General features: G+C 70.0%; 21 protein-coding genes and 1 riboswitch. Of the genes, 4 read left to right on the forward strand and 17 right to left on the reverse strand.

Features of this window, described 5'->3' with window-relative positions:
* Positions 1–13 precede the first annotated feature (13 nt).
* The 7 genes from L6E10_RS19765 to clpB all read right to left on the reverse strand — a co-directional run bounded on the left by L6E10_RS19765 (position 14) and on the right by clpB (position 6,552).
* Complete coding sequence (locus L6E10_RS19765) at positions 14–679, reverse strand: RNA methyltransferase (protein WP_236220945.1); 666 nt, start codon at positions 677–679, stop codon at positions 14–16.
* On the reverse strand, positions 651–1,019 hold the full coding sequence (locus L6E10_RS19770) for a DUF2784 domain-containing protein (protein WP_236220946.1): 369 nt from the start codon (positions 1,017–1,019) through the stop codon (positions 651–653). Before L6E10_RS19770 ends, L6E10_RS19765 begins: the two co-directional genes overlap by 29 nt.
* Before the next feature lie 59 nt (positions 1,020–1,078).
* Positions 1,079–1,627 (reverse strand): orotate phosphoribosyltransferase, encoded by a 549-nt coding sequence (gene pyrE, locus L6E10_RS19775; protein WP_236220947.1) that lies wholly within the window; start codon positions 1,625–1,627, stop codon positions 1,079–1,081.
* A gap of 92 nt (positions 1,628–1,719) precedes the next feature.
* Positions 1,720–2,493: an SDR family oxidoreductase gene (locus L6E10_RS19780; RefSeq protein ID WP_236220948.1), complete on the reverse strand. Its 774-nt coding sequence runs from the start codon at positions 2,491–2,493 to the stop codon at positions 1,720–1,722.
* Positions 2,494–2,542: 49 nt separating this feature from the next.
* Positions 2,543–2,719 carry an LPXTG cell wall anchor domain-containing protein gene (locus tag L6E10_RS19785; RefSeq protein WP_236220949.1) on the reverse strand — a complete coding sequence of 59 codons (177 nt, stop codon included), beginning with the start codon at positions 2,717–2,719 and terminating at the stop codon, positions 2,543–2,545.
* A 243-nt stretch (positions 2,720–2,962) separates the two neighbouring features.
* Entirely contained in the window at positions 2,963–3,694 is a 732-nt protein-coding gene (locus L6E10_RS19790) for a hypothetical protein (RefSeq protein WP_236220950.1), read from the reverse strand.
* A gap of 275 nt (positions 3,695–3,969) precedes the next feature.
* A complete protein-coding gene (gene clpB, locus L6E10_RS19795) occupies positions 3,970–6,552 on the reverse strand; it encodes an ATP-dependent chaperone ClpB (protein ID WP_236220951.1) in 2,583 nt (860 codons plus the stop codon).
* A gap of 156 nt (positions 6,553–6,708) precedes the next feature.
* Between clpB and L6E10_RS19800 the strand changes: the two genes are divergently transcribed.
* The gene (locus tag L6E10_RS19800) at positions 6,709–7,092 is read left to right on the forward strand and encodes a VOC family protein (RefSeq protein ID WP_236220952.1); all 384 of its coding nucleotides are present in this window, start codon (positions 6,709–6,711) and stop codon (positions 7,090–7,092) included.
* On the opposite strand, the gene L6E10_RS19805 is transcribed toward L6E10_RS19800, so the two are convergent.
* Both L6E10_RS19805 and L6E10_RS19810 read right to left on the reverse strand, forming a co-directional pair.
* A complete protein-coding gene (locus tag L6E10_RS19805; RefSeq protein WP_236220953.1) occupies positions 6,990–8,660 on the reverse strand; it encodes an MDR family MFS transporter in 1,671 nt (556 codons plus the stop codon). The two genes, L6E10_RS19800 and L6E10_RS19805, sit on opposite strands and share 103 nt — an antisense overlap.
* 224 nt (positions 8,661–8,884) lie before the next feature.
* Positions 8,885–9,388: a pyridoxamine 5'-phosphate oxidase family protein gene (locus L6E10_RS19810; RefSeq protein ID WP_308102828.1), complete on the reverse strand. Its 504-nt coding sequence runs from the start codon at positions 9,386–9,388 to the stop codon at positions 8,885–8,887.
* 432 nt (positions 9,389–9,820) lie between these two features.
* Between L6E10_RS19810 and L6E10_RS19815 the strand changes: the two genes are divergently transcribed.
* A complete protein-coding gene (locus L6E10_RS19815) occupies positions 9,821–10,924 on the forward strand; it encodes an FAD-binding oxidoreductase (protein ID WP_236220955.1) in 1,104 nt (367 codons plus the stop codon).
* A gap of 6 nt (positions 10,925–10,930) precedes the next feature.
* Positions 10,931–11,012, forward strand: a riboswitch (ZMP/ZTP riboswitch).
* 13 nt (positions 11,013–11,025) lie between these two features.
* A complete protein-coding gene (gene glyA, locus L6E10_RS19820; RefSeq protein WP_236220956.1) occupies positions 11,026–12,243 on the forward strand; it encodes a serine hydroxymethyltransferase in 1,218 nt (405 codons plus the stop codon).
* Here glyA and L6E10_RS19825 read toward each other — a convergent pair.
* The gene (locus tag L6E10_RS19825) at positions 12,226–12,801 is read right to left on the reverse strand and encodes a TetR/AcrR family transcriptional regulator (RefSeq protein ID WP_236220957.1); all 576 of its coding nucleotides are present in this window, start codon (positions 12,799–12,801) and stop codon (positions 12,226–12,228) included. The genes glyA and L6E10_RS19825 overlap by 18 nt on opposite strands.
* A gap of 86 nt (positions 12,802–12,887) precedes the next feature.
* Between L6E10_RS19825 and L6E10_RS19830 the strand changes: the two genes are divergently transcribed.
* On the forward strand, positions 12,888–13,784 hold the full coding sequence (locus tag L6E10_RS19830) for an SDR family oxidoreductase (protein ID WP_236220958.1): 897 nt from the start codon (positions 12,888–12,890) through the stop codon (positions 13,782–13,784).
* Here the strand turns inward: L6E10_RS19830 and L6E10_RS19835 are convergent.
* The 7 genes from L6E10_RS19835 to L6E10_RS19865 all read right to left on the reverse strand — a co-directional run bounded on the left by L6E10_RS19835 (position 13,769) and on the right by L6E10_RS19865 (position 20,047).
* Positions 13,769–14,281 carry a hypothetical protein gene (locus L6E10_RS19835; protein ID WP_236220959.1) on the reverse strand — a complete coding sequence of 171 codons (513 nt, stop codon included), beginning with the start codon at positions 14,279–14,281 and terminating at the stop codon, positions 13,769–13,771. The genes L6E10_RS19830 and L6E10_RS19835 overlap by 16 nt on opposite strands.
* Positions 14,278–14,706, reverse strand: coding sequence for a heat shock protein transcriptional repressor HspR (locus L6E10_RS19840; protein ID WP_090103635.1), 429 nt, complete (start codon positions 14,704–14,706; stop codon positions 14,278–14,280). Before L6E10_RS19840 ends, L6E10_RS19835 begins: the two co-directional genes overlap by 4 nt.
* Positions 14,707–14,711: 5 nt before the next feature.
* Entirely contained in the window at positions 14,712–15,875 is a 1,164-nt protein-coding gene (gene dnaJ / locus L6E10_RS19845) for a molecular chaperone DnaJ (protein ID WP_236220960.1), read from the reverse strand.
* A 17-nt stretch (positions 15,876–15,892) separates the two neighbouring features.
* Positions 15,893–16,531 (reverse strand): nucleotide exchange factor GrpE, encoded by a 639-nt coding sequence (gene grpE, locus L6E10_RS19850; protein WP_236220961.1) that lies wholly within the window; start codon positions 16,529–16,531, stop codon positions 15,893–15,895.
* Positions 16,528–18,390: a molecular chaperone DnaK gene (gene dnaK, locus L6E10_RS19855; protein ID WP_236220962.1), complete on the reverse strand. Its 1,863-nt coding sequence runs from the start codon at positions 18,388–18,390 to the stop codon at positions 16,528–16,530. The genes grpE and dnaK overlap by 4 nt, the downstream gene beginning before the upstream one ends.
* A 186-nt stretch (positions 18,391–18,576) precedes the next feature.
* Positions 18,577–19,413: a DUF4097 family beta strand repeat-containing protein gene (locus tag L6E10_RS19860; RefSeq protein ID WP_236220963.1), complete on the reverse strand. Its 837-nt coding sequence runs from the start codon at positions 19,411–19,413 to the stop codon at positions 18,577–18,579.
* Between the two features lie 79 nt (positions 19,414–19,492).
* Entirely contained in the window at positions 19,493–20,047 is a 555-nt protein-coding gene (locus tag L6E10_RS19865; RefSeq protein WP_236220964.1) for a hypothetical protein, read from the reverse strand.

The raw sequence follows: 20,047 nt of genomic DNA on the forward strand, positions 1-20,047 counted from the left end.
CGTGCTTGATCGCTCAAGAAGCTCGGTGAACCGCCCAGTGGTACAGGCCCATGGCCACAGAAGTTGTCAGGTTGTAACTGCTGACCTTCGCGCGCATCGGCAGCCGGACGGTCCGGGAGGCCTTCGCCCTGACCTCGTCGGAGATGCCGTGGCGCTCCGAGCCGAACGCCAGCACGGCGTCGTCCGGGATGGGGCCTTCCAGCAGGTCACCGTCGGCGTCGAAGGCGATGAGCTCGCCCTCGAAGTCGAGGCTCGTGACCTTGGCGACCGGCAACGCGAAGTGCAGGCCGGCGGAGCCGCGCAGGACGTTCGGGTGCCACGGGTCGACGTCGCCGGTGGACAGCACGCCTCCGGCGTCGAGGCCCGCCGCCACCCGGATCGCGGCGCCGAAGTTGCCGAGGTTGCGCGGGTTGTCGAGCAGGACGACCGGGGCGTGCCGGTCGAACGGCAGCTCCGGCCGTTCGGCGAACCCGGCCACGCCCGTCGGGTGCGTGCGGCCGACGCGCAGCTTGAAGTGGTTCTGGTCGACCTCGGTGGCGGCGGCGAACCGCTCGCGCAGGTCGGGAGCGTGCGTCTCGGCGAGGCTGACCGCGGCGGCGAGGTCCGTCGTGATCAACGGGTGCACGTCGGCGCCGAAGCGCAACGCGTGCTTAACAGCGTGAAAGCCTTCGAGCAGCACGGTTGCCAGCATAGAAGCCGATCCACGAGACGATCACGATCGTCCCGAGCACCAGCTGGACCAGCGTCGACGCGCTCTGCGGGTACCAGACGCCGTCGATGTAGTGGTCGATGAAGCCGGTCTCGAGCACCGGCATCCCCGCCATCGCCCGGAGGTCGTTCTCCCACACCGTGAGGGGACACACGGTCGGCGTGACGACGCTGAGGACCGCCCACGCGCCCAGCGCCAGGTGCGGGTAGATCACCCACCGCCACCGCCAGGCCAGAAAACCCCCCGCGAGCAGGAACGCCAGCACCGTGAAGTGCAGCACCACGACCGCTTCCGCCAAGAACCCGGCCATTCTCACCACCCCGCCCTCCAGACTAGGACGGGGTGGCTCGAAGCGCTCTCGGCAAAACCTCAGGCGAGCCCGAGGTCGTCCAGGTCGAGCAGGTAGCGGTACTGCAGCCCCTCGGCCTCGATGGCCTCCTTGGCGCCCGTGCCGCGGTCGACGACCGTGGCCACGCCGATGACCTCGGCCCCGTGCTCGCGCAGCGCCGTGACGGCCGTGAGCACCGAACCGCCCGTGGTGGAGGTGTCCTCGACGGCGAGCACACGCTGGCCGCGCACGTCGATGCCCTCGATCTGCCGCTGCATGCCGTGGGCCTTGCTCGCCTTGCGCACGACGAACGCGTCGAGCACGTCACCGTCGTTCGCGGCGGAGTGCATCATCGCGTAGGCCACGGGGTCCGCACCGAGCGTCAGGCCGCCGACGGCGACGAAGTCCCAGTCGGACGTGAGCTGGCGCAGCAGCTTGCCGATCAACGGGGCCGCCGCGTGGTGCAGCGTCGCGCGGCGCAGGTCGACGTAGTAGTCGGCTTCCTTGCCGCTGGAGAGGGTCACCTTGCCGTGCACCACGGCCAATTCGCTCACCAGGCGAGCGAGTTCCGACTTAGCGTTCGCGTCCAAGACCACTTCAGTTCGCACGGGTCGTCAGCTTCGCACATACGCGCGCCCGTTGCCTCGTACGCTGCGTCACCGCGCACGGGCGACCGGCCGGGTCAGGTGCGTCCGCGCCCACCCGCGAACCGCGACGCCATCTTGCGCACGACCGCCCTCGGGATCAGCTTCGTCGCCGTCACGATGGCCTTGTACTGCGCGCCGGGGATCGACAGCGGCTTGCCGCGGCGCAGGTCGCGCAGCGCCTCGTGCACGAGCTTGTCCACGTCGACGTAGAGCCAGCCCGGCGTCTTCGACATGTCGATCGCGGCGCGCTTGTGGAACTCCGTGCGCACGAAGCCGGGGCACAACGCCATGACCCGCACGCCGGTGCCCTCGGTCGCGAGGTTCATGCCCTCGGAGAACATCGTCACCCACGCCTTGTCGGCGCTGTAGCTCGTGCCGCGGCCGGGCAGGAAGCCGGCGACGCTCGCCACGTTGATCACGTCGCCCCTGCCGCGGGCGATCATGGCGGGGATGGCGGCCCTGGACAGGCGCAGGACCGTCGCGACGTTGACGTCGAGCTGGGCCTGCAGGTTCTCGACGTCGGCGGCGAAGAACTCGCCGGAGTTGGCGAAGCCCGCGTTGTTGACCAGCAGGTCGACGGCCGACTCCGCGAGCCGCTGCTCGACCTTGAGGCGGTCTCCGTGGTCGCTGAGGTCGGCCGGCAGGACGTCCACCTGGACGCCGTGGCGGTCGTGCAGCTGCTTCGCGACTTCTTCGAGTGCGGACGCGGTGCGCGCGACCAGCACGAGGTCGTACCCCTCCGCCGCGAGCCTGCGGGCGAAGGCGGCCCCGATCCCGACGGTCGATCCGGTCACCAGTGCGGTAGGCATGCCACCGCACGGTAGTCGGAAAATCGCCGGGGTCGAAGGCCGCCGATGATCACGTTCCGCGCTTCGCCGGGCGGCGGAGCACGACGAGGCGCAGCGCGAGGCCGGACACGACCAGCGCCACGCCACCGAACAGCAACCACCCGACCGACGCACCGGTGTTGGCCAGCGTCACGACGGACGCCGTCCCCGCGACGGCTGCGGGCGGAACAACCTTTCCTCCGTACATCGTGGATCCCTTCCTGGGGTTCGGGGACACGACGCCTTGCTCACGGGTTATCCGAATCACCGGCGGATGTTTTACACGGAGTGCGATGTGATGTAGCTCACATCAAGGCTGAATACGCTGATCAAGAACGTGCGGATGACAGCGCAGGCTGTGGATGATTACTCAAAGTCACATCAAGCGGATCGCGTGAAACCGAAAAACGCCGTTGCCGAGCAGTTCGGCAACGGCGTCCGGAGATGGTCGTCAGGGCTGCTTGCGGCCGAACGACGGGCGGTAGACCTCGCCGCCCTCGTCCTCCTCGACCAGCTCCTCGCGCTCGGAGGGGTCCGGGTCGAACGGGTCGATGACGTCCGCGAGCTCACCGATGTCGCGCAGCAGCCGCTCCAGGCGCGCGGGTGAGGAGTTCGGCGGCGCGGCGGCCAGCACCCAGTCGTTCTCCATCCAGACGACCGTGACGTCGCCGCCGATCTCCTCGGCGGCGTCGATCAGGTCCGGAGTGATGATCTTCCGGGCGGCCGGGACGTCCGTGACGAACGCGTACCGCGAGCCGACCGGTCCGAGCAGGTCGGGCATCGGCATCTTGTCGTTGTCGCGCTGGAACGGCACGGTCGACAGCCACAGTTCGATCACCACCGGCAGCGCTCTGCGGCAGCGCACGCCGACCAGCACCGAGTTGACCTTGCCGGCCGTCTCGTGGTCGAGGACGTAGACCTGGCGGCGGCCGTCCGCGGTGAACGTGGAGCCCGCGACCACGTCCCGGGCGAGCCCGGTGCCGTAGTACGCGATGGCCCCCGCCTCCCAGCGGGTCGGCAGCACGTGGTCTGTCTCCTCGAACTGCCAGCCGCGCAGGGCAGCCCAACGGCGCCGTTCACGATTACGCGCGGTTCGTTGCGCCCGGTCGGTCGCGAGCAGGGCGAACCCCGCCACGGCCGCCACCGCGGCGACGGTGAACCAGACCCACGCCGGTATGCCCACAGCTGAAGCGTAGTGGGTCGGACGCGAGGAACGAAGATCACTTCCGCGCGTCGTGCCGCCGAGTGCCTATTCGGCGTGGTCGCGGGCCCGCAACCGGTCCATCGCCGCCTGGCTCCGCTCGTCCGCGGCGCGGTGGACCACCAGCGGGTGGTCCGGGTCCCGCACCGGCTCGCGGGCGACCACGTCCGGGCGGTGACGGCGGGCGACCTGAAGATCGGGAGCCGCTGAACACGCGTGAGGGGGACCCTCCCGGATCCCCCTCACGCGTTCGCACGTCAGGCGCTGCGGCCCACGATCAGGCCGGAGTTGTCGTCCAGCACGTCGACCCGCACCGCGTCGCCGTCGCGCACCTCGCCGGCCAGCAGCTCCTTGGCGAGCTGGTCGCCGATCGCCGACTGCACGAGGCGCCGCAGCGGCCGGGCGCCGTAGATCGGGTCGAAGCCGTTCAGCGCGAGCCAGTCGCGCGCCGCCGGCGTGACGTCGAGCGCCAGGCGACGGGCCGCGAGCCGGTCAGCCAGGCGAGCGACCTGGATGTCCACGATGGACGTCAGCTCCTCGGTGGCGAGCGCGTGGAACACCACGACGTCGTCGAGCCGGTTCAGGAACTCCGGCTTGAAGTGCCGCTGCACGACGGCCATGACCGCGTCCTTGCGCTCCACGTCGGTCAGCGACGGGTTCACGATCGTCTGCGAGCCCAGGTTCGACGTCAGCACCAGGATCGTGTTGCGGAAGTCGACCGTGCGGCCCTGCCCGTCCGTGAGGCGGCCGTCGTCGAGGACCTGCAGCAGCACGTCGAACACGTCCGGGTGCGCCTTCTCGACCTCGTCCAGCAGCACGACCGAGTACGGGCGGCGGCGCACCGACTCGGTCAGCTGGCCGCCCTGGTCGTAGCCGACGTAGCCGGGAGGCGCTCCGACCAGGCGGGCCACCGAGTGCTTCTCGGAGTACTCGCTCATGTCGATGCGGATCATCGCCCGCTCGTCGTCGAACAGGAACGACGCCAGCGCCTTCGCGAGCTCCGTCTTGCCGACGCCGGTCGGGCCGAGGAACAGGAACGAGCCCGTGGGGCGGTCCGGGTCCGCGACGCCGGCACGCGTCCTGCGCACCGCGTCGGACACGACCCGCACGGCCTCGGCCTGGCCCACGACCCGGCGGCCGAGCTCGTCCTCCATGCGCAGCAGCTTGGCGGTCTCGCCCTCCAGCAGCCGTCCGGCCGGGATGCCGGTCCACGCCGACACCACGTCCGCGACGTCGTCCGGGCCGACCTCCTCCTTGAGCATGGCCGCCTCCTGGGTGGACTCGGCGGCGACGCCGAGCTCCTTCTCCAGCTGCGGGATCCGGCCGTAGCGCAGCTCGGCGGCACGGCCGAGGTCGCCGTCGCGCTCGGCTCGTTCCGACTCGCCGCGCAGCGACTCCAGCTGCTCCTTCAGGGCGCGGACCTTGTCGATCGACCCCTTCTCGTTCTGCCACCTCGCCGTCAGCGCGGCCAGTTCCTCGTGCTTCTCCGCGAGCTCGGCGCGCAGGGCCGACAGCCGTTCCAGCGACGCCGCGTCCGACTCCTTGGCGAGCGCCATCTCCTCGATCTCCAGGCGGCGCACGGCGCGTTCGACGGTGTCGATCTCGACGGGCCGGGAGTCGATCTCCATGCGCAGCCGGGACGCGGCCTCGTCGACGAGGTCGATGGCCTTGTCCGGCAGGAAGCGCGCGGTGATGTAGCGGTCGGACAGCGTGGCGGCGGCGACGAGGGCGGCGTCGGTGATGCGCACGCCGTGGTGCACCTCGTAGCGCTCCTTGAGCCCGCGCAGGATGCCGACCGTGTCCTCGACGGACGGCTCGCCGACCAGCACCTGCTGGAAGCGGCGCTCCAGGGCGGCGTCCTTCTCGATGTGCTCGCGGTACTCGTCCAGGGTCGTGGCACCGACCATGCGCAGCTCGCCGCGGGCCAGCATCGGCTTGATCATGTTGCCGGCGTCCATGGCGGACTCACCGGTCGCGCCCGCGCCGACGATCGTGTGCAGCTCGTCGATGAACGTGATGACCTGCCCGGCCGAGTCGGTGATCTCCTTGAGCACGGCCTTGAGCCGCTCCTCGAACTCACCGCGGTACTTGGCACCCGCGACCATCGAGCCGAGGTCCAGGGACACGACCTTCTTGCCGCGCAGCGACTCGGGCACGTCCCCGGCCACGACGCGCTGCGCCAGGCCCTCGACGATGGCCGTCTTGCCGACACCGGGCTCGCCGATCAGCACAGGGTTGTTCTTCGTGCGCCGCGACAGCACCTGCACGACCCGCCGGATCTCGGAGTCACGGCCGATCACGGGGTCGAGCTCGCCCTTGCGCGCACGTTCGGTCAGGTCGACGCCGTACTTCTCCAGCGCCTTGTAGGTGCCCTCGGGATCGGCCGAGGTCACCCGCGCCGAGCCGCGCACCTTCGCGAAGGCCTCGGTCAGCGCGTCGGGCGTGGCACCGTTGCGCCGCAGCAGGTCGGCCACCTGGCCACCGTGCTGCGCGAGCCCCACGAGCAGGTGCTCGGTGGAGACGTACTCGTCGCCCATCCCGGTCGCGAGCTCCTGCGCCTTGTTCAGCACCCGCACGGCGTCGCGCGACAGCTGCGGGGCGGAGACGGTCGAGCCGGAAGCGCTCGGCAACGAGCGCGAGAGCTGCTCCAGCTCCTTGCGCACCTGGGCCGGGTCGGCGCCCACCGCCTCGAGCAACGGCGCGGTCAACCCGTCCGTCTGCGCCAGCAGGGCACTGAGCAGGTGCACGGAACCCACGTCCGGGTTCCCGTTCAGCGTCGCGGCCTGCACCGCCGCGGACACGGCCTGCTGCGTCTTGGTCGTCGGGTTGAAAGCGTCCATTCCTCCACCTCGTGGTCAGCGTCAAGCATGGACCATCATCCCGCACAACGTCAGAAAAGTTGAGTGTGTTCCGCTCAACCCTGAACACGGCGCGGATCACACGCCCGCCCGGAAAACCAGGCGGCCGGCGGCGCGGGTTCGGCGAAGATCAGCGCCATGACCTCAATCATCCACAACATCACGGTCGACGCGCGCGACTCGTACGAGATCGCCTCGTGGTGGGGCCAGGTCCTGGGCCTGCCGCTCGACCCGGAGGACAACCCCGGCGACCCGGAGTGCCTGATCCACCTGCCGAGCGGCATCCGCTACCTGTTCATCACCGTGCCGGAGGGCAAGGAGCTCAAGAACAGGCTCCACCTCGACCTGCAGCCGGTCGGCACCACCCGCGACGAGGAGGTGGAGCGCCTGATCGGCCTGGGCGCGACGCTCTTCGACGATCAGCGCAGGCCCGACGGCACCGGCTGGGTGACCCTCCGCGACCCCGAGGGCAACGAGTTCTGCGTGGAACGCAGCGCAGCCGAGCGCGCCGCGACGTCCTGATCGTCGTCACTCGAAAGCACCAGCAGCTTGTCCACAGCAGGTGCCGACTTGTCCACAATCCGCTGGTCAGTATCCACAGGTGAGGCAAGTTCAGTGGCGACCGTCTGTGCGCCAGAACCCGTTGGAGTGACAACCACGTCCTCGTCCACGGAGTCCCGCAACGGCTGCTCCTTGATCAGCAGCACCGCGATGACCGTGAACACGGCGAGCCCGGCGGCGATGAGGAACAGCTCGCCCATCGCGTCGCCGTAGGAGTCCCGCACGACCGGGGAGAGGGACCCGGGGTCGAGCGTCTTGGTGCTCACCTGGGCCGCCAGCACGGCCCCCAGCACCGAGACGCCGGCCGTCCCGCCCAGCGACCGCAGGAACGTGGCCGTGGAGCTGGCCGCCCCGAGGTCCGCCATCCCGACCCCGTTCTGCACGGCGAGCACGAGGTTCTGCATGGTCAGCCCCACCCCGACGCCGACCAGCGCCAGGTAGGCCCCCATGAGCACGAGGTTGGTCCGGTGGTCGATCGTCCCGAGCAGCGCCAACCCGGCGACCAGCGAGAACGACCCCCACACGAGGTAGCTCTTCCACCTGCCGCTCTTGGCGATCAGCTGCCCGCTGACCGTCGACGACACGCTCAGCCCGAGCACCAGCGGCACCGTCAGCAACCCGGCCTTGGTCGGCGAGAACCCGCGGGCGATCTGGAAGTACTGCCCCATGAACACCGAGGCCCCGAACATCGCCGTGCCCACCGCGACACCACCCAGCATCGCGAGCACCACCGTCCGGTTCCGGAACAGGTGCAGCGGGATGACCGGAGCGGAAGCCCTCCGCTCCACGAAGTAGGCAGCGGTGATCGCCAGCAACGCCCCGCCGACGAACAGCGCGCTCTCCCGGCTGACCCAGGCGAAGTCCTTGCCGGCGAACGACACCCACATCAGCACCAGGCTCACACCACCGGTGATGAGCGTGGCCCCGAGGTAGTCGATCTTGACGTGCTGCTTCTTCACCGGCAGGTGCAGCGTCTTGTGCAGCACGCCCAGCGCCACCAGCGCCAGCGGCACGCAGACGAAGAAGCACCACCGCCACCCCGGCCAGTCGACGAGGAACCCGCCGACCAGCGGCCCGCCGACCGTGCCGGCGGAGATCACCATGCCGGTGTAGCCGCTGTAGCGCCCGCGCTCGCGCGGGCTGAGCAACGCCCCCACGACGACCTGCCCGAGCGCCTGCACACCACCCATCCCGAGCCCCTGCACGACCCGGAACCCGATGAGCTGCTCCATGTTCCGGCTGAACCCCGCCAGCACGGAACCGACGACGAACAGCACGATCGCCGCCTGCAACAACCTCTTCTTGTCGAACAGGTCCGCGAGCTTGCCCCACAACGGCGTGCTCGCCGTGGAAGCGAGCAACATCGCCGTGATGACCCACGTGTACTGGGTCTGCGTGCCCTTGAGCTCGGCCAGGATCGTCGGGAGAGCGTTCGAGACGATGGTGGAGCTGAGAATGGCGACCAGCAGCGCGACCCAGATGCCGGACAGCGCTTCGAGGATCTCCCTGTGTGACGAGGGCCGGTTCAAGCACACCTCCAGTAGTTAGTTGACGCCATACAACTATATCTGGAGATAGTTAGCTAGGCCAACTAATTCGGTGGCTGATACGTCACACCAGGCTCGCGCGCCCCGGTGGAGGCGAAGTCGGGCGCGCTCCGGGAAGTCGGGAGCAGCGAAGTCGCGCAGGCAGGCCCTCGAACGACGAGACGGCCCGCGCACCAGGTGCACAGGCCGTCATCACACCGCCGGGATCAGCTCTCCGCCGAACTCATCCGATCCGCCTTGACCCCGAAGAAGTCGCCCCCCTTGCGCCGGACGTCGTCGGTCCCCCAGTCGCGCATCCGGTCCACGGGCACCATCCGGGGGATGTGCTTGCGGCAGTGGACGTAGGCCTCCTGCACCTCCACCACCACCCACCGCTCGACCTTCCGGTCCCCTCCGGCGAGCTCCGCGAACTCGGAGAGGGGAGCGATCCGGGCACGCCCGTTCACGTGCAGCCCGATCAGGTCCTCGGTGAAGTCCACCATCAGCATTCCGACGTGCGGGTTCTCCATGATGTTGCCCAGCGACGCCATGACGCCGTTGCCGCGGTACTCGGGGTACACGACGGTCCGCGAGTCGACGACGTGGAGGAACCCGGCCGGCCCGCAGCGCAGTGTCGAGTCGCACTCGCCGTCGGCGTCGGCCGTCGAGATGAAGGCCATCTCCATCCGGCCGACGAACTCGGCCATCGCGGGGTTGAGGTGGTCCAGCACCTGGTCCGTGTAGAAGCGTCTGGCGCGATCGGACGTCTCCAGGGCACATTGGAGGAAGTGCTCTCCGCGTGAGCCGGGGAGCTCGACACGGTTGGGTGAGGTGGTTTCAGTCAACTCAGGCGGGGACACGCGGCCTACCCAAGCACGCAAGCACGCAACCCGGTACAGAAGGACCCTCACATTCACACTGTTGCGGTAGCAACCACTCACCTAAAGTAATCGTGCTTCGCTCGAAGGTGGCATCAAGGAGTCAAGCGGCCCGAGCAGGGGTTACTGTCCACCCTGTCGGGGGACGGATGCTTGACGAGGACGACAGCGCCTTGCTGGCGCCAACCAGAACGTGGAGACTGCGCGCGGACCATGACTGCGAACGCTGTGCTGAGCCCCATCCCTGCCCCGCCCCACCGAGAGCCACCCCCCGGCGTCACCGCGATGGTGCGGATGATCCGGGAGAGCTTCGCGGTGGTGGAGCCGCATTCCGAAGAAGTGGCGAAGTTCTTCTACGGAATGCTCTTCTCGCTCTCGCCCGCCACACGCGAGATGTTCCCCGCGAACATGGAGGTGCAACGCAGCCGTCTGCTGCGTGCCCTCGTGCACGTGGTGCAGATGGTCGACCGCCCGGACGACCTCATCCCGTTCCTGCGCCAGCTGGGCCGCGACCACCGCAAGTTCGGTGTCATCAACGTCCACTACGAGGCGGTCGGGACGGCACTGCTGTCCGCGGTGAAGAAGTTCGCCGGTGCCGCCTGGACGCCGAAGGTCGAGATGGCGTGGGCCGAGGCCTACACCCTCATGGCCAGGGCCATGCAGGAGGCGGCCGACGCCGACAACGGGCCCGCGTACTGGCACGCGACGGTGCTGGAGCACCAGCGCGTCTCGTGGGACCTGGCGGTCGTGCGGCTGCAGCCCGACCACCCGGTCAACTACAAGGCCGGTCAGTACGTCAGCGTGGAGACGCCGCAGCGCAAGCGCCTGTGGCGGTACTACACGCCGGCGAACGCCCCCCGCGAGGACGGCGTCATCGAGTTCCACATCCGGTCCGTCGACGGCGGCTGGGTGTCCCGCTCGGTGGTCGGCCACACGCAGGCCGGTGACACGTGGCGCATCGGACCGCCCATGGGACGTCTCTCGGTCGACCGCACGGCCGGGTCGGACATCCTGATGGTGGCCGGCGGCACGGGTGTCGCGCCGATGCACGCGATCATCGACGAGATGGCGCAGTACGGCGAGAACCCGCGCGTGCACCTGTTCTACGGCGGCCGCACCCGCGAGGACCTCTACGACCTGGACAACCTGCAGCGCATCGCGACCACGAACCCGTGGCTCACGGTCGTGCCGGTGCTGGAGTCCGACCCCGGCGTCCGGGGTGTCGAGCAGGGCAGCCTCGCCGACGTGGTCACCCGCTACGGCGCGTGGGAGGAACGCGACGTCCTGGTCTGCGGCAGCCCCGCCATGATCAGGTCGACGGTGTCCCGCATGCTGGTCGCCGGAACTCCGCTCGACCGGATCAAGTACGACCCGTTCACGCTGGACTAAGCTCGGCACGTCCGCGACTGGCGTGCCGAGGGTGGAAGCGACCACCGGGAAGCGACTGCCGTGCGCACCGAACGCCTGGGTGCCCGGCGTGGAGTCGCGCTGTGCTCGCTGAGACAGATCCCGCCGTGTTCGCCCTGCTCACCGCAGAGGCCGAGCGGCAGGCCCGGAAACTGCGCATGATCGCGTCCGAGAACGACGTGTCGGCCGCCGTGCTTGAGGCAACAGGCTCGGTGCTGACCAACAAGTACTCCGAGGGCTACCCCGGCAAGCGGTACTACGAGGGCCAGCAGGTCATCGACCAGGTCGAACTGCTGGCGCAGGAGCGCGCGAAGGCGCTGTTCGGCGTGGACCACGCGAACGTCCAGCCGTACTCGGGTTCCCCGGCGAACCTCGCCGTCTACCTGGCCTTCCTGCAGCCGGGCGACACCGTGATGGGCATGTCGCTGCCGATGGGCGGCCACCTCACGCACGGCTGGAGCGTCTCGGCCACCGGCAAGTGGTTCCGCAGCGTGCAGTACGAGGTCCGCAAGGACACCGGCCGCGTCGACCTGGACGAGGTCCGTGCCCTCGCGCTGGCCGAACGTCCGAAGGTGATCTTCTGCGGCGGCACGGCGATCCCGCGCACCATCGACTTCCCGGCGTTCGCGGAGATCGCGAACGAGGTCGGCGCACTCCTCGTCGCCGACATCGCGCACATCGCCGGCCTGGTCGCGGGCGGCGCGCACCCGTCTCCGGTCGGCCACGCCCCGGTGATCACCACGACGACGCACAAGACCCTCAGGGGCCCGCGCGGCGCCATGGTCCTCAGCGACGCCGAGCACGCGAAGGCCGTCGACCGCGCGATCTTCCCCGGTCTGCAGGGCGGGCCGCACAACCACACCACGGCCGCCATCGCCGTGGCGCTGCACGAGGCCGCGCAGCCGGAGTTCCGCGAGTACGCGCACCTGGTCGTGGAGAACGCCAGGGCCCTCGCGGAGGCGTTGCTGGAACGCGGCTTCGACCTGGTGTCCGGCGGCACCGACAACCACCTGGTCCTGATCGACCTCACGTCGAAGCTGATCGGCGGCAAGCCGGCCGCGCGGGCGCTCGACCGGGCGGGCATCGAGCTCAACTACAACGCCGTTCCGTTCGACACCCGCAAGCCGTTCGACCCGTCCGGCATCCGCCTCGGCACGCCCGGCGTCACCACCCGCGGCTTGAAGCCGGAGCAGATGCCGCTGATCGCGGACTGGATGGACCGCGCGATCGCCGCCCACGACGACGAGCAGGCCCTGGACCGCATCGCGGCCGAGGTCGAGGAACTACTCGGCGCCCTCTAGCGAGCTGACGGCCTCGCGCACGTCGCGGAGCGTCCGGCGGGTGATCCCACCGAAGTCCCCGCCGGCCTCCAGCCACGTGTCGTACGCGCGCTGAAACGCGAGAACGCCGAGCTCGGCGGCCACGGAGGCCTCCAGCTCGGCGACCCCGCGCCGCTTCAGCGCGTCCGTCATCGCGACGGCGAATCCGACCATCTTCAACGCCGCACGCTCGCGCAGCTCGTCGTTGCCCGCGATCACCGCTCGCCGCTGCGGCCCGTACGCCCGCTGTTCGTCGGTGAACCAGGCGCTGACGGCGACCAGCGCCGCCCCGACCGCGGCCAGGGGTCCGGCCCCCTCCGGTGCCTCGGTGATGCCGGTCGTCAGCACCTCGGCCAGCTCGTCCTGACCGCCGAACAGCACCTCCCGCTTGTCCCGGAAGTGCCGGAAGAACGTGCTCTTCGTGAGCCCGGCGCGTTCGGCGATCTGCGCGACCGCGGTGTTGTCGTACCCCTGCTCGCCGAACAGGTCGAGTGCGGCGCGCACCAACCGCTCCCGCGCGTCCGGCTCCCATCGACCCATGCGCCCATCCTAAGTGATGCGACTTGGTCCCATCACTCTGCTACGGTTGATGAGACCAAGTCCCATCACTTTCTGGAGAAGCACCCATGAAGGTCTTCGTCACGGGCGCCAGCGGCCACGTCGGATCAGCAGTGGTCCCCGAACTCCTGCGGGCAGGCCACCAGGTCGTGGGCCTGGCCCGCTCCGAGGCGTCCGCCGCCAAGGTCGAGGCCCGAGGCGCCACCGCCCGGCTGGGCGACCTCGACGACCTGGACGGCCTGCGCAAGGGCGCGGCCGAGTCCGACGCGGTGATCCACCTGGCGTTCAAGCACGACGAGATGTACGCGGGCGACTACCAGGGCGCCGCCGACGCCGACCTCACCGTCGTCAGGGCGTTCCTGGACGAGCTGGCGGGCACCGGCAAGCCCCTGGTCGGCACCAGCGGCACCCTGTCGTACTCGGACCTGGGTCGCACGGCCACCGAGGAGGAACGCGTCCCGGACGACAGCCCCCGCGGCGCGGCCCGCAACGCGATCATCGACGCCCGGGACGTCCGCGGCTCCGTGGTGGTCCTGCCGCCGACCGTCCACAGCCGCCTGGACACGGCGGGCTTCATCCCGATCCTGGTCGGGATCGCGAGGGCCACCGGCATCTCCTGCTACCCCGGCGACGGCACGAATCGCTGGTCAGCGGGCCACACCCTGGACGCGGCACGCCTCTACCGCCTGGCCGTGGAGAAGGCGCCCGCCGGCTCGGTGCTGCACGCGGTGGCGGAGGAGGCCGTGACCATGCGGGAGATCGCCGAGGTCATCGGCCGCGAACTGGGCGTGCCGACGGAGAGCATCCCGGCCGAACGAGCACAGGAGCACTTCGGCGCCCTGGCGTTCATGGTGTCACGCGACTCACCGACGTCGGCCGAGCGCACCAAGGCCCTGCTGGGCTGGGAACCGCGGGAACCCGGCCTCCTGGAGGACCTGGAAGCCGGGTTCTACTTCGAGCGGTGAGCTTCGAGCTCGAGGTGCGCCTCGGAGAACGCGCCGTCCGGATCGGGCTCGGTCAGCGCGGCTTCCTCCAGCACGGCGAGGGGTTCCGGTCCACGCAGCCACGCGGCCACCGAACCGCCGGGGGGCAGGTCGCGCAGGCGTCCGGTGACGAGACCCGCCAGCGCGGGCGGTGTGGCGAGGAAGTAGGCCTCGATCGCCGCCCGCTCGTCCGGGTCGCCGTTCTCGTGGGCCTCGGTCACGAGGCGCAGCCAGAAGAAGTCGGCGTCGAGCTCACCGGCCGCGATCAGCTCCATCACGCGCGGCAGCAGGTAGCGCACGAAGGTCTCGTCGCCGATCGTCCCGGACCGCAGCCAGAACTCCCCGACGTGCTCGGAGGTCAGCCGGCGCAGCGGAACCTCGGTGAACGGCGCGACGCTCGCGGCGTCCACGCAGTGGTCGCAGAACTCGACCACGCGGGGACGCGGCGTCGCGAAGACCTCGTAAAGGCGCTCGATCACTTGCGGGGCTTCGGTTTCCACACGACGAGCGCCGTCTCCTGCCGGATCGGGACCAGGTCCCGCCGGTAGGAGGCGTGCACGGCGGCGGCGGCCGAGTCGGCTGCCGCGTGCGCCTGCGCAAGCTCCTGCTGGAGCTCGGCCACCCGCGAGCGGAGGGCGTCGACCTGGTTCTCCAGGTCGATGATCCGCTTGATGCCCGCGAGGTTCACGCCCTCGTCCTGCGAGAGCCGCTGGACCTCGCGCAGCAGCACGATGTCGCGCATCGAGTACCGGCGCCCGCCACCGGGCGTGCGGCCGGGCGACACCAGGCCCATCCGGTCGTAGGACCGCAGGGTCTGGGCGTGCAGCCCGGACAGCTGCGCCGCCACCGAGATCACGAAGAACGGCGTGTCCTCATCGGTCCCGGGAGGGAACGGAAAACCCACCGCTTTCACCGCCCTTCAAGCAGTGCGTTCAGATCACCACGTGGGTCGTGGCCCTTCGTCACGTCCGCGTACGCCTCGAGTGCCGCGCGGGCCTCGGACGAGAGGTTGTTCGGCACCGCGACCTCCAGGGTGATCAGGAGATCCCCGGCGGAGCCGTCGCGCTTGGTGATGCCCTTGCCCCGAGCCCGCAGCACCCGCCCGGAGGCGGTTCCGGCGGGCACCTTCAAGGTCACCTTGCCGTCGAGCGTGGGCACGGTCAACGTCGTTCCGAGCGCGAGCTCGGGGAACGTCATCGGCGCCGTCAGCGTCAGGTCGTTGCCCTGGCGGCCGAAGATGCCGTGCGGGTTGACGTGCACCCGCACGAACAGGTCGCCGTTCGGGCCGCCGTTGCGGCCCGGTTCGCCCTGGCCCGCGAGGCGGATCCGCTGGCCGTCGTCGACCCCCGACGGGATCCGCACCGTCAGGGTGCGGGTGCGGGTGCTGACGCCGTCGCCGCCGCACTCGGGGCACGGGTCGTCGATGATCCGGCCGGTGCCGCGGCAGTCGCGGCACGGCTCGCTGAACGCGAACGCGCCCTGCGACCGCGTGACCAGGCCGGACCCCGAACAGGTCGCGCACGTGTGCGGCGTGGTGCCCGGCTTGGCACCCGAGCCGTTGCACGTCGTGCAGGCGGCGGGGGACGACAGGCGCAGCGGCACCGTCGCTCCCCTCACCGCCTCGGTGAAGTCGATGCGGACGTCGGTCTCGACGTCCTCGCCGCGGCGCGGGCGCGTGGCCGAGCCGGCCGACGCACCACCGCGGCGGTTGAACAGGCCACCGAGCAGGTCGCCCAGGCCGCCGCCACCGGCGCCCTGCGCGGCACGGCCGAACAGGTCGTTGACGTCGAAGCCGCCCGAGCCGAACCCGCCGGAGCCGGGGAAGCCCCCACCGCCCGCGAACAGCCGGCGGGCCTCGTCGTACTGCTTGCGCTTCGCCGGGTCCGACAGCACGCCGTAGGCCTCGGAGACCGCCTTGAAGCGGGCCTCGGCCTTGGCGTCACCCGGGTTCGCGTCGGGGTGCAGCTCGCGGGCGAGCTTGCGGTACGACTTCTTGACCTCGTCGGCCGACGCGTCGGAGGAGACGCCCAGCTCGCGGTAGAAGTCCTTTTCGATCCAGTCCCTAGCACTCACCGGACGTCTCCTCCTCCCTACGCTTCTTCAGCCGGCGCACCGGGCTCGTGGTCGGTCACCGCGACGAGCGCGGGCCGGACGAGCTTGTCGCCGAACGTGTAGCCGCGGCGCAGGACGGCGGTGACCGTCGGCCCCTCGACGTCCGGGGACGTGCTGTGCTGCACGGCCTCGTGCACCGACGGGTCGAACGCCTCGCCCTCGTGCGCGAACGGCTCCAGGCCGGTCTTCTGCAACGTGGACACGAGCTTGTCCGCCACCGCCTTGAACGCACCGGTCAGGTCGCCGTGCGCGGCGGCCCGCTCGATGTCGTCCAGCACGGAGAGCAGCTCGGACGCGACGGACGCCTTCGCGTTGTTGATCACCGCTTCGCGGTCGCGTTCCACCCGCTTGCGGTAGTTCGCGTACTCGGCGGTGAGCCGCTGGAGGTCGGCGGTGCGCTCGTCGAGCTGGGTCTTCAGCTCGGCGGCGACGGAGTCCACGACCTCGGCGACCAGGGGCTCTTCGGAAACCGGAGCAGTGCCTTCACCAAGGCCGTCCTCGGGTGCCGCGTGGGCCGGCGCCCGGACCTCGCCCGTTTCGGGGTCGATCCGGCGCCGGTCGTTCACGACGACCTGAGGCTGCTCCTCGTCAGGGGCGGCGTGCCTCGGTTCGGTCACTTCTTCTCGTCCTCGTCCACGATCTCGGCGTCGACGACGTCGTCGTCCTTCTTGGCACCCGCACCGGCGGCACCCGGAGCGTCCGCACCGGGGCCCTCGGCACCGGGAGCACCCGGAGCGTTCGCGTAGATCGCCTGGCCGATGGCCTGCGACTCGGTCGCGAGCTTCTCCACCGCGGCCTTGATGGCGGCGATGTCGGTGCCCTTGAGCGCCTCGTTGGCCTCGGTGATCGCGGCGGTGACCTTCTCCTTGATCTCCGCCGGGAGCTTGTCGTCGTTCTCCTTGACGACCTTCTCCGTCTGGTAGACCAGGGTCTCGGCCTGGTTGCGGACCTCGGCCTCCTCGCGGCGGCGCTTGTCCTCCTCCGCGTGGGCCTCGGCGTCCTTGACCATGCGGTCGATGTCGTCCTTCGGCAGCGCGGAGCCACCGGTGATCGTCATCGACTGCTCCTTGCCGGTGCCCAGGTCCTTCGCCGACACGTGGACGATGCCGTTCGCGTCGATGTCGAAGGTGACCTCGATCTGCGGCACGCCACGCGGGGCGGGCGGCAGGCCGGTCAGCTCGAACATGCCGAGCTTCTTGTTGTGGGCCGCGATCTCGCGCTCGCCCTGGAAGACCTGGATCTGCACCGACGGCTGGTTGTCGTCCGCGGTGGTGAAGGTCTCGGAGCGCTTCGTCGGGATCGTGGTGTTGCGCTCGATCAGCTTGGTCATGATGCCGCCCTTGGTCTCGATGCCGAGGGACAGCGGGGTGACGTCGAGCAGCAGGACGTCCTTGACCTCGCCCTTGAGGACACCGGCCTGCAGGGCGGCGCCGACGGCGACGACCTCGTCCGGGTTCACGCCCTTGTTGGGCTCACGGCCGCCGGTCAGCTCCTTGACGAGCTCCGCGACGGCGGGCATGCGGGTCGAGCCACCGACGAGCACGACGTGGTCGATGTCGCCGACGGAGATGCCGGCGTCCTTGATCACGTTGTTGAACGGCGCGCGGGTGCGCTCGAGCAGGTCGTTCGTGATCCGCTGGAACTCGGCGCGCGAGAGCGTCTCGTCGAGGAACAGCGGGTTCTTGTCCGCGTCGACGGTGATGTACGGCAGGTTGATCGAGGCGTTGCTGGAGCTCGACAGCTCGATCTTGGCCTTCTCGGCGGCCTCGCGGATCCGCTGCAGGGCCATCTTGTCCTTGGTCAGGTCGATGCCGTTGGCCTGCTTGAAGCGGTCGACCAGCCAGTCGACGATGCGCTGGTCCCAGTCGTCGCCACCGAGGTGGTTGTCACCGGAGGTCGCGCGGACCTCGACCACACCGTCGCCGAGCTCGAGCAGCGAGACGTCGAACGTGCCGCCACCGAGGTCGAAGACCAGGATGGTCTGCTCCTTCTCGCCCTTGTCGAGGCCGTAGGCCAGGGCGGCGGAGGTCGGCTCGTTGACGATGCGCAGCACGTTGAGGCCGGCGATCTGGCCGGCTTCCTTGGTGGCCTGGCGCTGCGCGTCCTCGAAGTAGGCGGGGACGGTGATGACGGCGTCGGTGATCTCCTCACCGAGGTACGCCTCGGCGTCGCGCTTGAGCTTCATCAGCACGCGCGCGGAGATCTCCTGCGAGGTGTACTGCTTGCCGTCGATCTCGTCGGTCTTCCAGGTGGTGCCGACGTGGCGCTTGACCGACCGGATGGTGCGGTCGACGTTGGTGACGGCCTGGTTCTTCGCGGGCTGACCCACGAGAACTTCGCCGTTCTTCGCGAACGCGACGATGGACGGGGTCGTCCTCGAGCCCTCCGAGTTGGCGATGACCGTCGGCTCACCGCCCTCGAGAACGGCGACGACGGAGTTGGTCGTCCCCAAGTCGATGCCGACTGCACGCGCCATTGGAGTTCCTTCCGCTAGTACTTGTTGAGCGTTGCTGGCTCAAGTTTGCCACCTGCTCAACCTTGAGTCTATCCGACTCAAGCTTTCTGACTGGCTCAACGGCCGGGAAAGTCTCGTTGTTCCCTCACAACGCGACGAGGGCCACCCCTTGTGGAGTGGCCCTCGACACAGTCCCCTCGGACGAGCTCAGATCGCGAACACCCGCACCTCACCGGACCCGGTGGTGAGGTTCAGCTCGAGCGGTGCGTCCGGGTCGGTCGCGACGTGGACCTCGCGCTCCCCGCTGCCCGACGTCCCGGTGACCCTGTACGGGCCGCCCGGCACCCGGACGTTGACGTCGCCGGAGCCGCTCATCACCCGCACCGACCTCGGCTCCGCCAGGGTCAGCTCGACCCGGCCGGAGCTCGCGTCGGCGATCACGTCGCCGCCGAGGAAGGAGCCGTCGATGTCGCCGGACCTCGTGACGGCGAGGACCTTGCCCTTCACCGTGTTCAGCTCGATGCGCCCGGACCCGAGGTCGGCGGTCGCGGTGCCGCCCACCCTGGTGGCCCGGAAGTCGCCGGACCCGGTGCTCACCTTGACGTCCCCCGCGATGTCCAGGGCGGCGATGTCGCCGGAGCCGGTCTGGTACTCGACGGACTTCAGGCCCTCGACGACCGCGTCGCCCGACCCGACGTCCCCGACGACCGCGATGTCGGCCGAGGGCACCAGGACCTCGTAGTTGACCTCGCAGCTGTCCCCGCACGTGTCCAGCACCAGCGCGTCGCCCTCGATCCGGTGGGTGGCGCCGGCCGGCTTGTTGTTCTTGTTGTGCTCCACCCTGCGGTGGACCTTCGTCTCGGTCAGGCCCTGCCGGTACCTGATCGTCACGTCCCCCGAGCCGTTGCGCGCACGCACCGACGTGAACTTCTCCGCGACGACGTGGTCGTCGGAGAACTCGTACTCCACGATGCGGATGCCACAGCCCGACAGCCCTGTCAGCACCGCCCCGGCCAGCAACGCCACCAGCGCCGTCCTCATCATGCGCACAAAACTAGAGGTGGCGGGGCTCCGCGACACGGCAGTCAGCCCCCGAAGACGGGGTGGGGCTGGCCCTACCCCGTCAGACGAGGTCTTCGAGGACCGCGCGCAGCGCCGGCGCCGTGCGCGCCGGGTCGTTCAGGAACCGCGTGGACGCCAGCACGTGCGCGGGCGCGATCCGCTCCCACAGCAGGCCCTCGACCGGCACCTCGGCGATGTGCAGCTCCACGCTCTGCGCCCACCGGCCGATGCGCGACTCGACGCCGCGCAGCACGTCCCCGATCGGCAGCGGGGCCGGGCTCTGCACCCGGTGCAGCCGCTCGATGCCCGGCTTGAGCGCGAGCACCGCGGCCCGGCTCGCCGGTCGGGTCAGCAACGCCGCGGCGTCCTCCGGCGTCAGGGACTCGGCGCCGTGCGTGCACGCGTCCAGCGCGTCGGCCCACCAGCCCGGCCACTCCGCCGTCACCGCGACGCGGTCCACGCCGGCCGGCACCCGCACCGGCAGCGGCGGGTCCAGACCGGGCACGTGCGGTTCGACGTCCACCGACAACGCGAGGGAGTCGCGCACGTACAGCGCGGCCAGCAGCCCGAGGCTCACCCCGTGGCTGATGCCGGACACCTCTCGCGCGAACTTCAT

Source organism: Lentzea sp. CC55 (genome assembly GCF_021056325.1).
Classification (GTDB): domain Bacteria; phylum Actinomycetota; class Actinomycetes; order Mycobacteriales; family Pseudonocardiaceae; genus Lentzea; species Lentzea jiangxiensis.

What these genes read in the sequence shown, in the direction of transcription:
- L6E10_RS19770 (WP_236220946.1), bottom strand. Translation starts at nt 1,019, where the DNA reads ATGGCCGGGTTCTTGGCGGAAGCGGTCGTGGTGCTGCACTTCACGGTG.
- L6E10_RS19780 (WP_236220948.1), bottom strand. Translation starts at nt 2,493, where the DNA reads ATGCCTACCGCACTGGTGACCGGATCGACCGTCGGGATCGGGGCCGCC.
- L6E10_RS19785 (WP_236220949.1), bottom strand. Translation starts at nt 2,719, where the DNA reads ATGTACGGAGGAAAGGTTGTTCCGCCCGCAGCCGTCGCGGGGACGGCG.
- clpB (WP_236220951.1), bottom strand. Translation starts at nt 6,552, where the DNA reads ATGGACGCTTTCAACCCGACGACCAAGACGCAGCAGGCCGTGTCCGCG.
- L6E10_RS19800 (WP_236220952.1), top strand. Translation starts at nt 6,709, where the DNA reads ATGACCTCAATCATCCACAACATCACGGTCGACGCGCGCGACTCGTAC.
- L6E10_RS19815 (WP_236220955.1), top strand. Translation starts at nt 9,821, where the DNA reads ATGGTGCGGATGATCCGGGAGAGCTTCGCGGTGGTGGAGCCGCATTCC.
- L6E10_RS19825 (WP_236220957.1), bottom strand. Translation starts at nt 12,801, where the DNA reads ATGGGTCGATGGGAGCCGGACGCGCGGGAGCGGTTGGTGCGCGCCGCA.
- L6E10_RS19830 (WP_236220958.1), top strand. Translation starts at nt 12,888, where the DNA reads ATGAAGGTCTTCGTCACGGGCGCCAGCGGCCACGTCGGATCAGCAGTG.
- dnaK (WP_236220962.1), bottom strand. Translation starts at nt 18,390, where the DNA reads ATGGCGCGTGCAGTCGGCATCGACTTGGGGACGACCAACTCCGTCGTC.
- L6E10_RS19860 (WP_236220963.1), bottom strand. Translation starts at nt 19,413, where the DNA reads ATGATGAGGACGGCGCTGGTGGCGTTGCTGGCCGGGGCGGTGCTGACA.
- L6E10_RS19865 (WP_236220964.1), bottom strand. Translation starts at nt 20,047, where the DNA reads ATGAAGTTCGCGCGAGAGGTGTCCGGCATCAGCCACGGGGTGAGCCTC.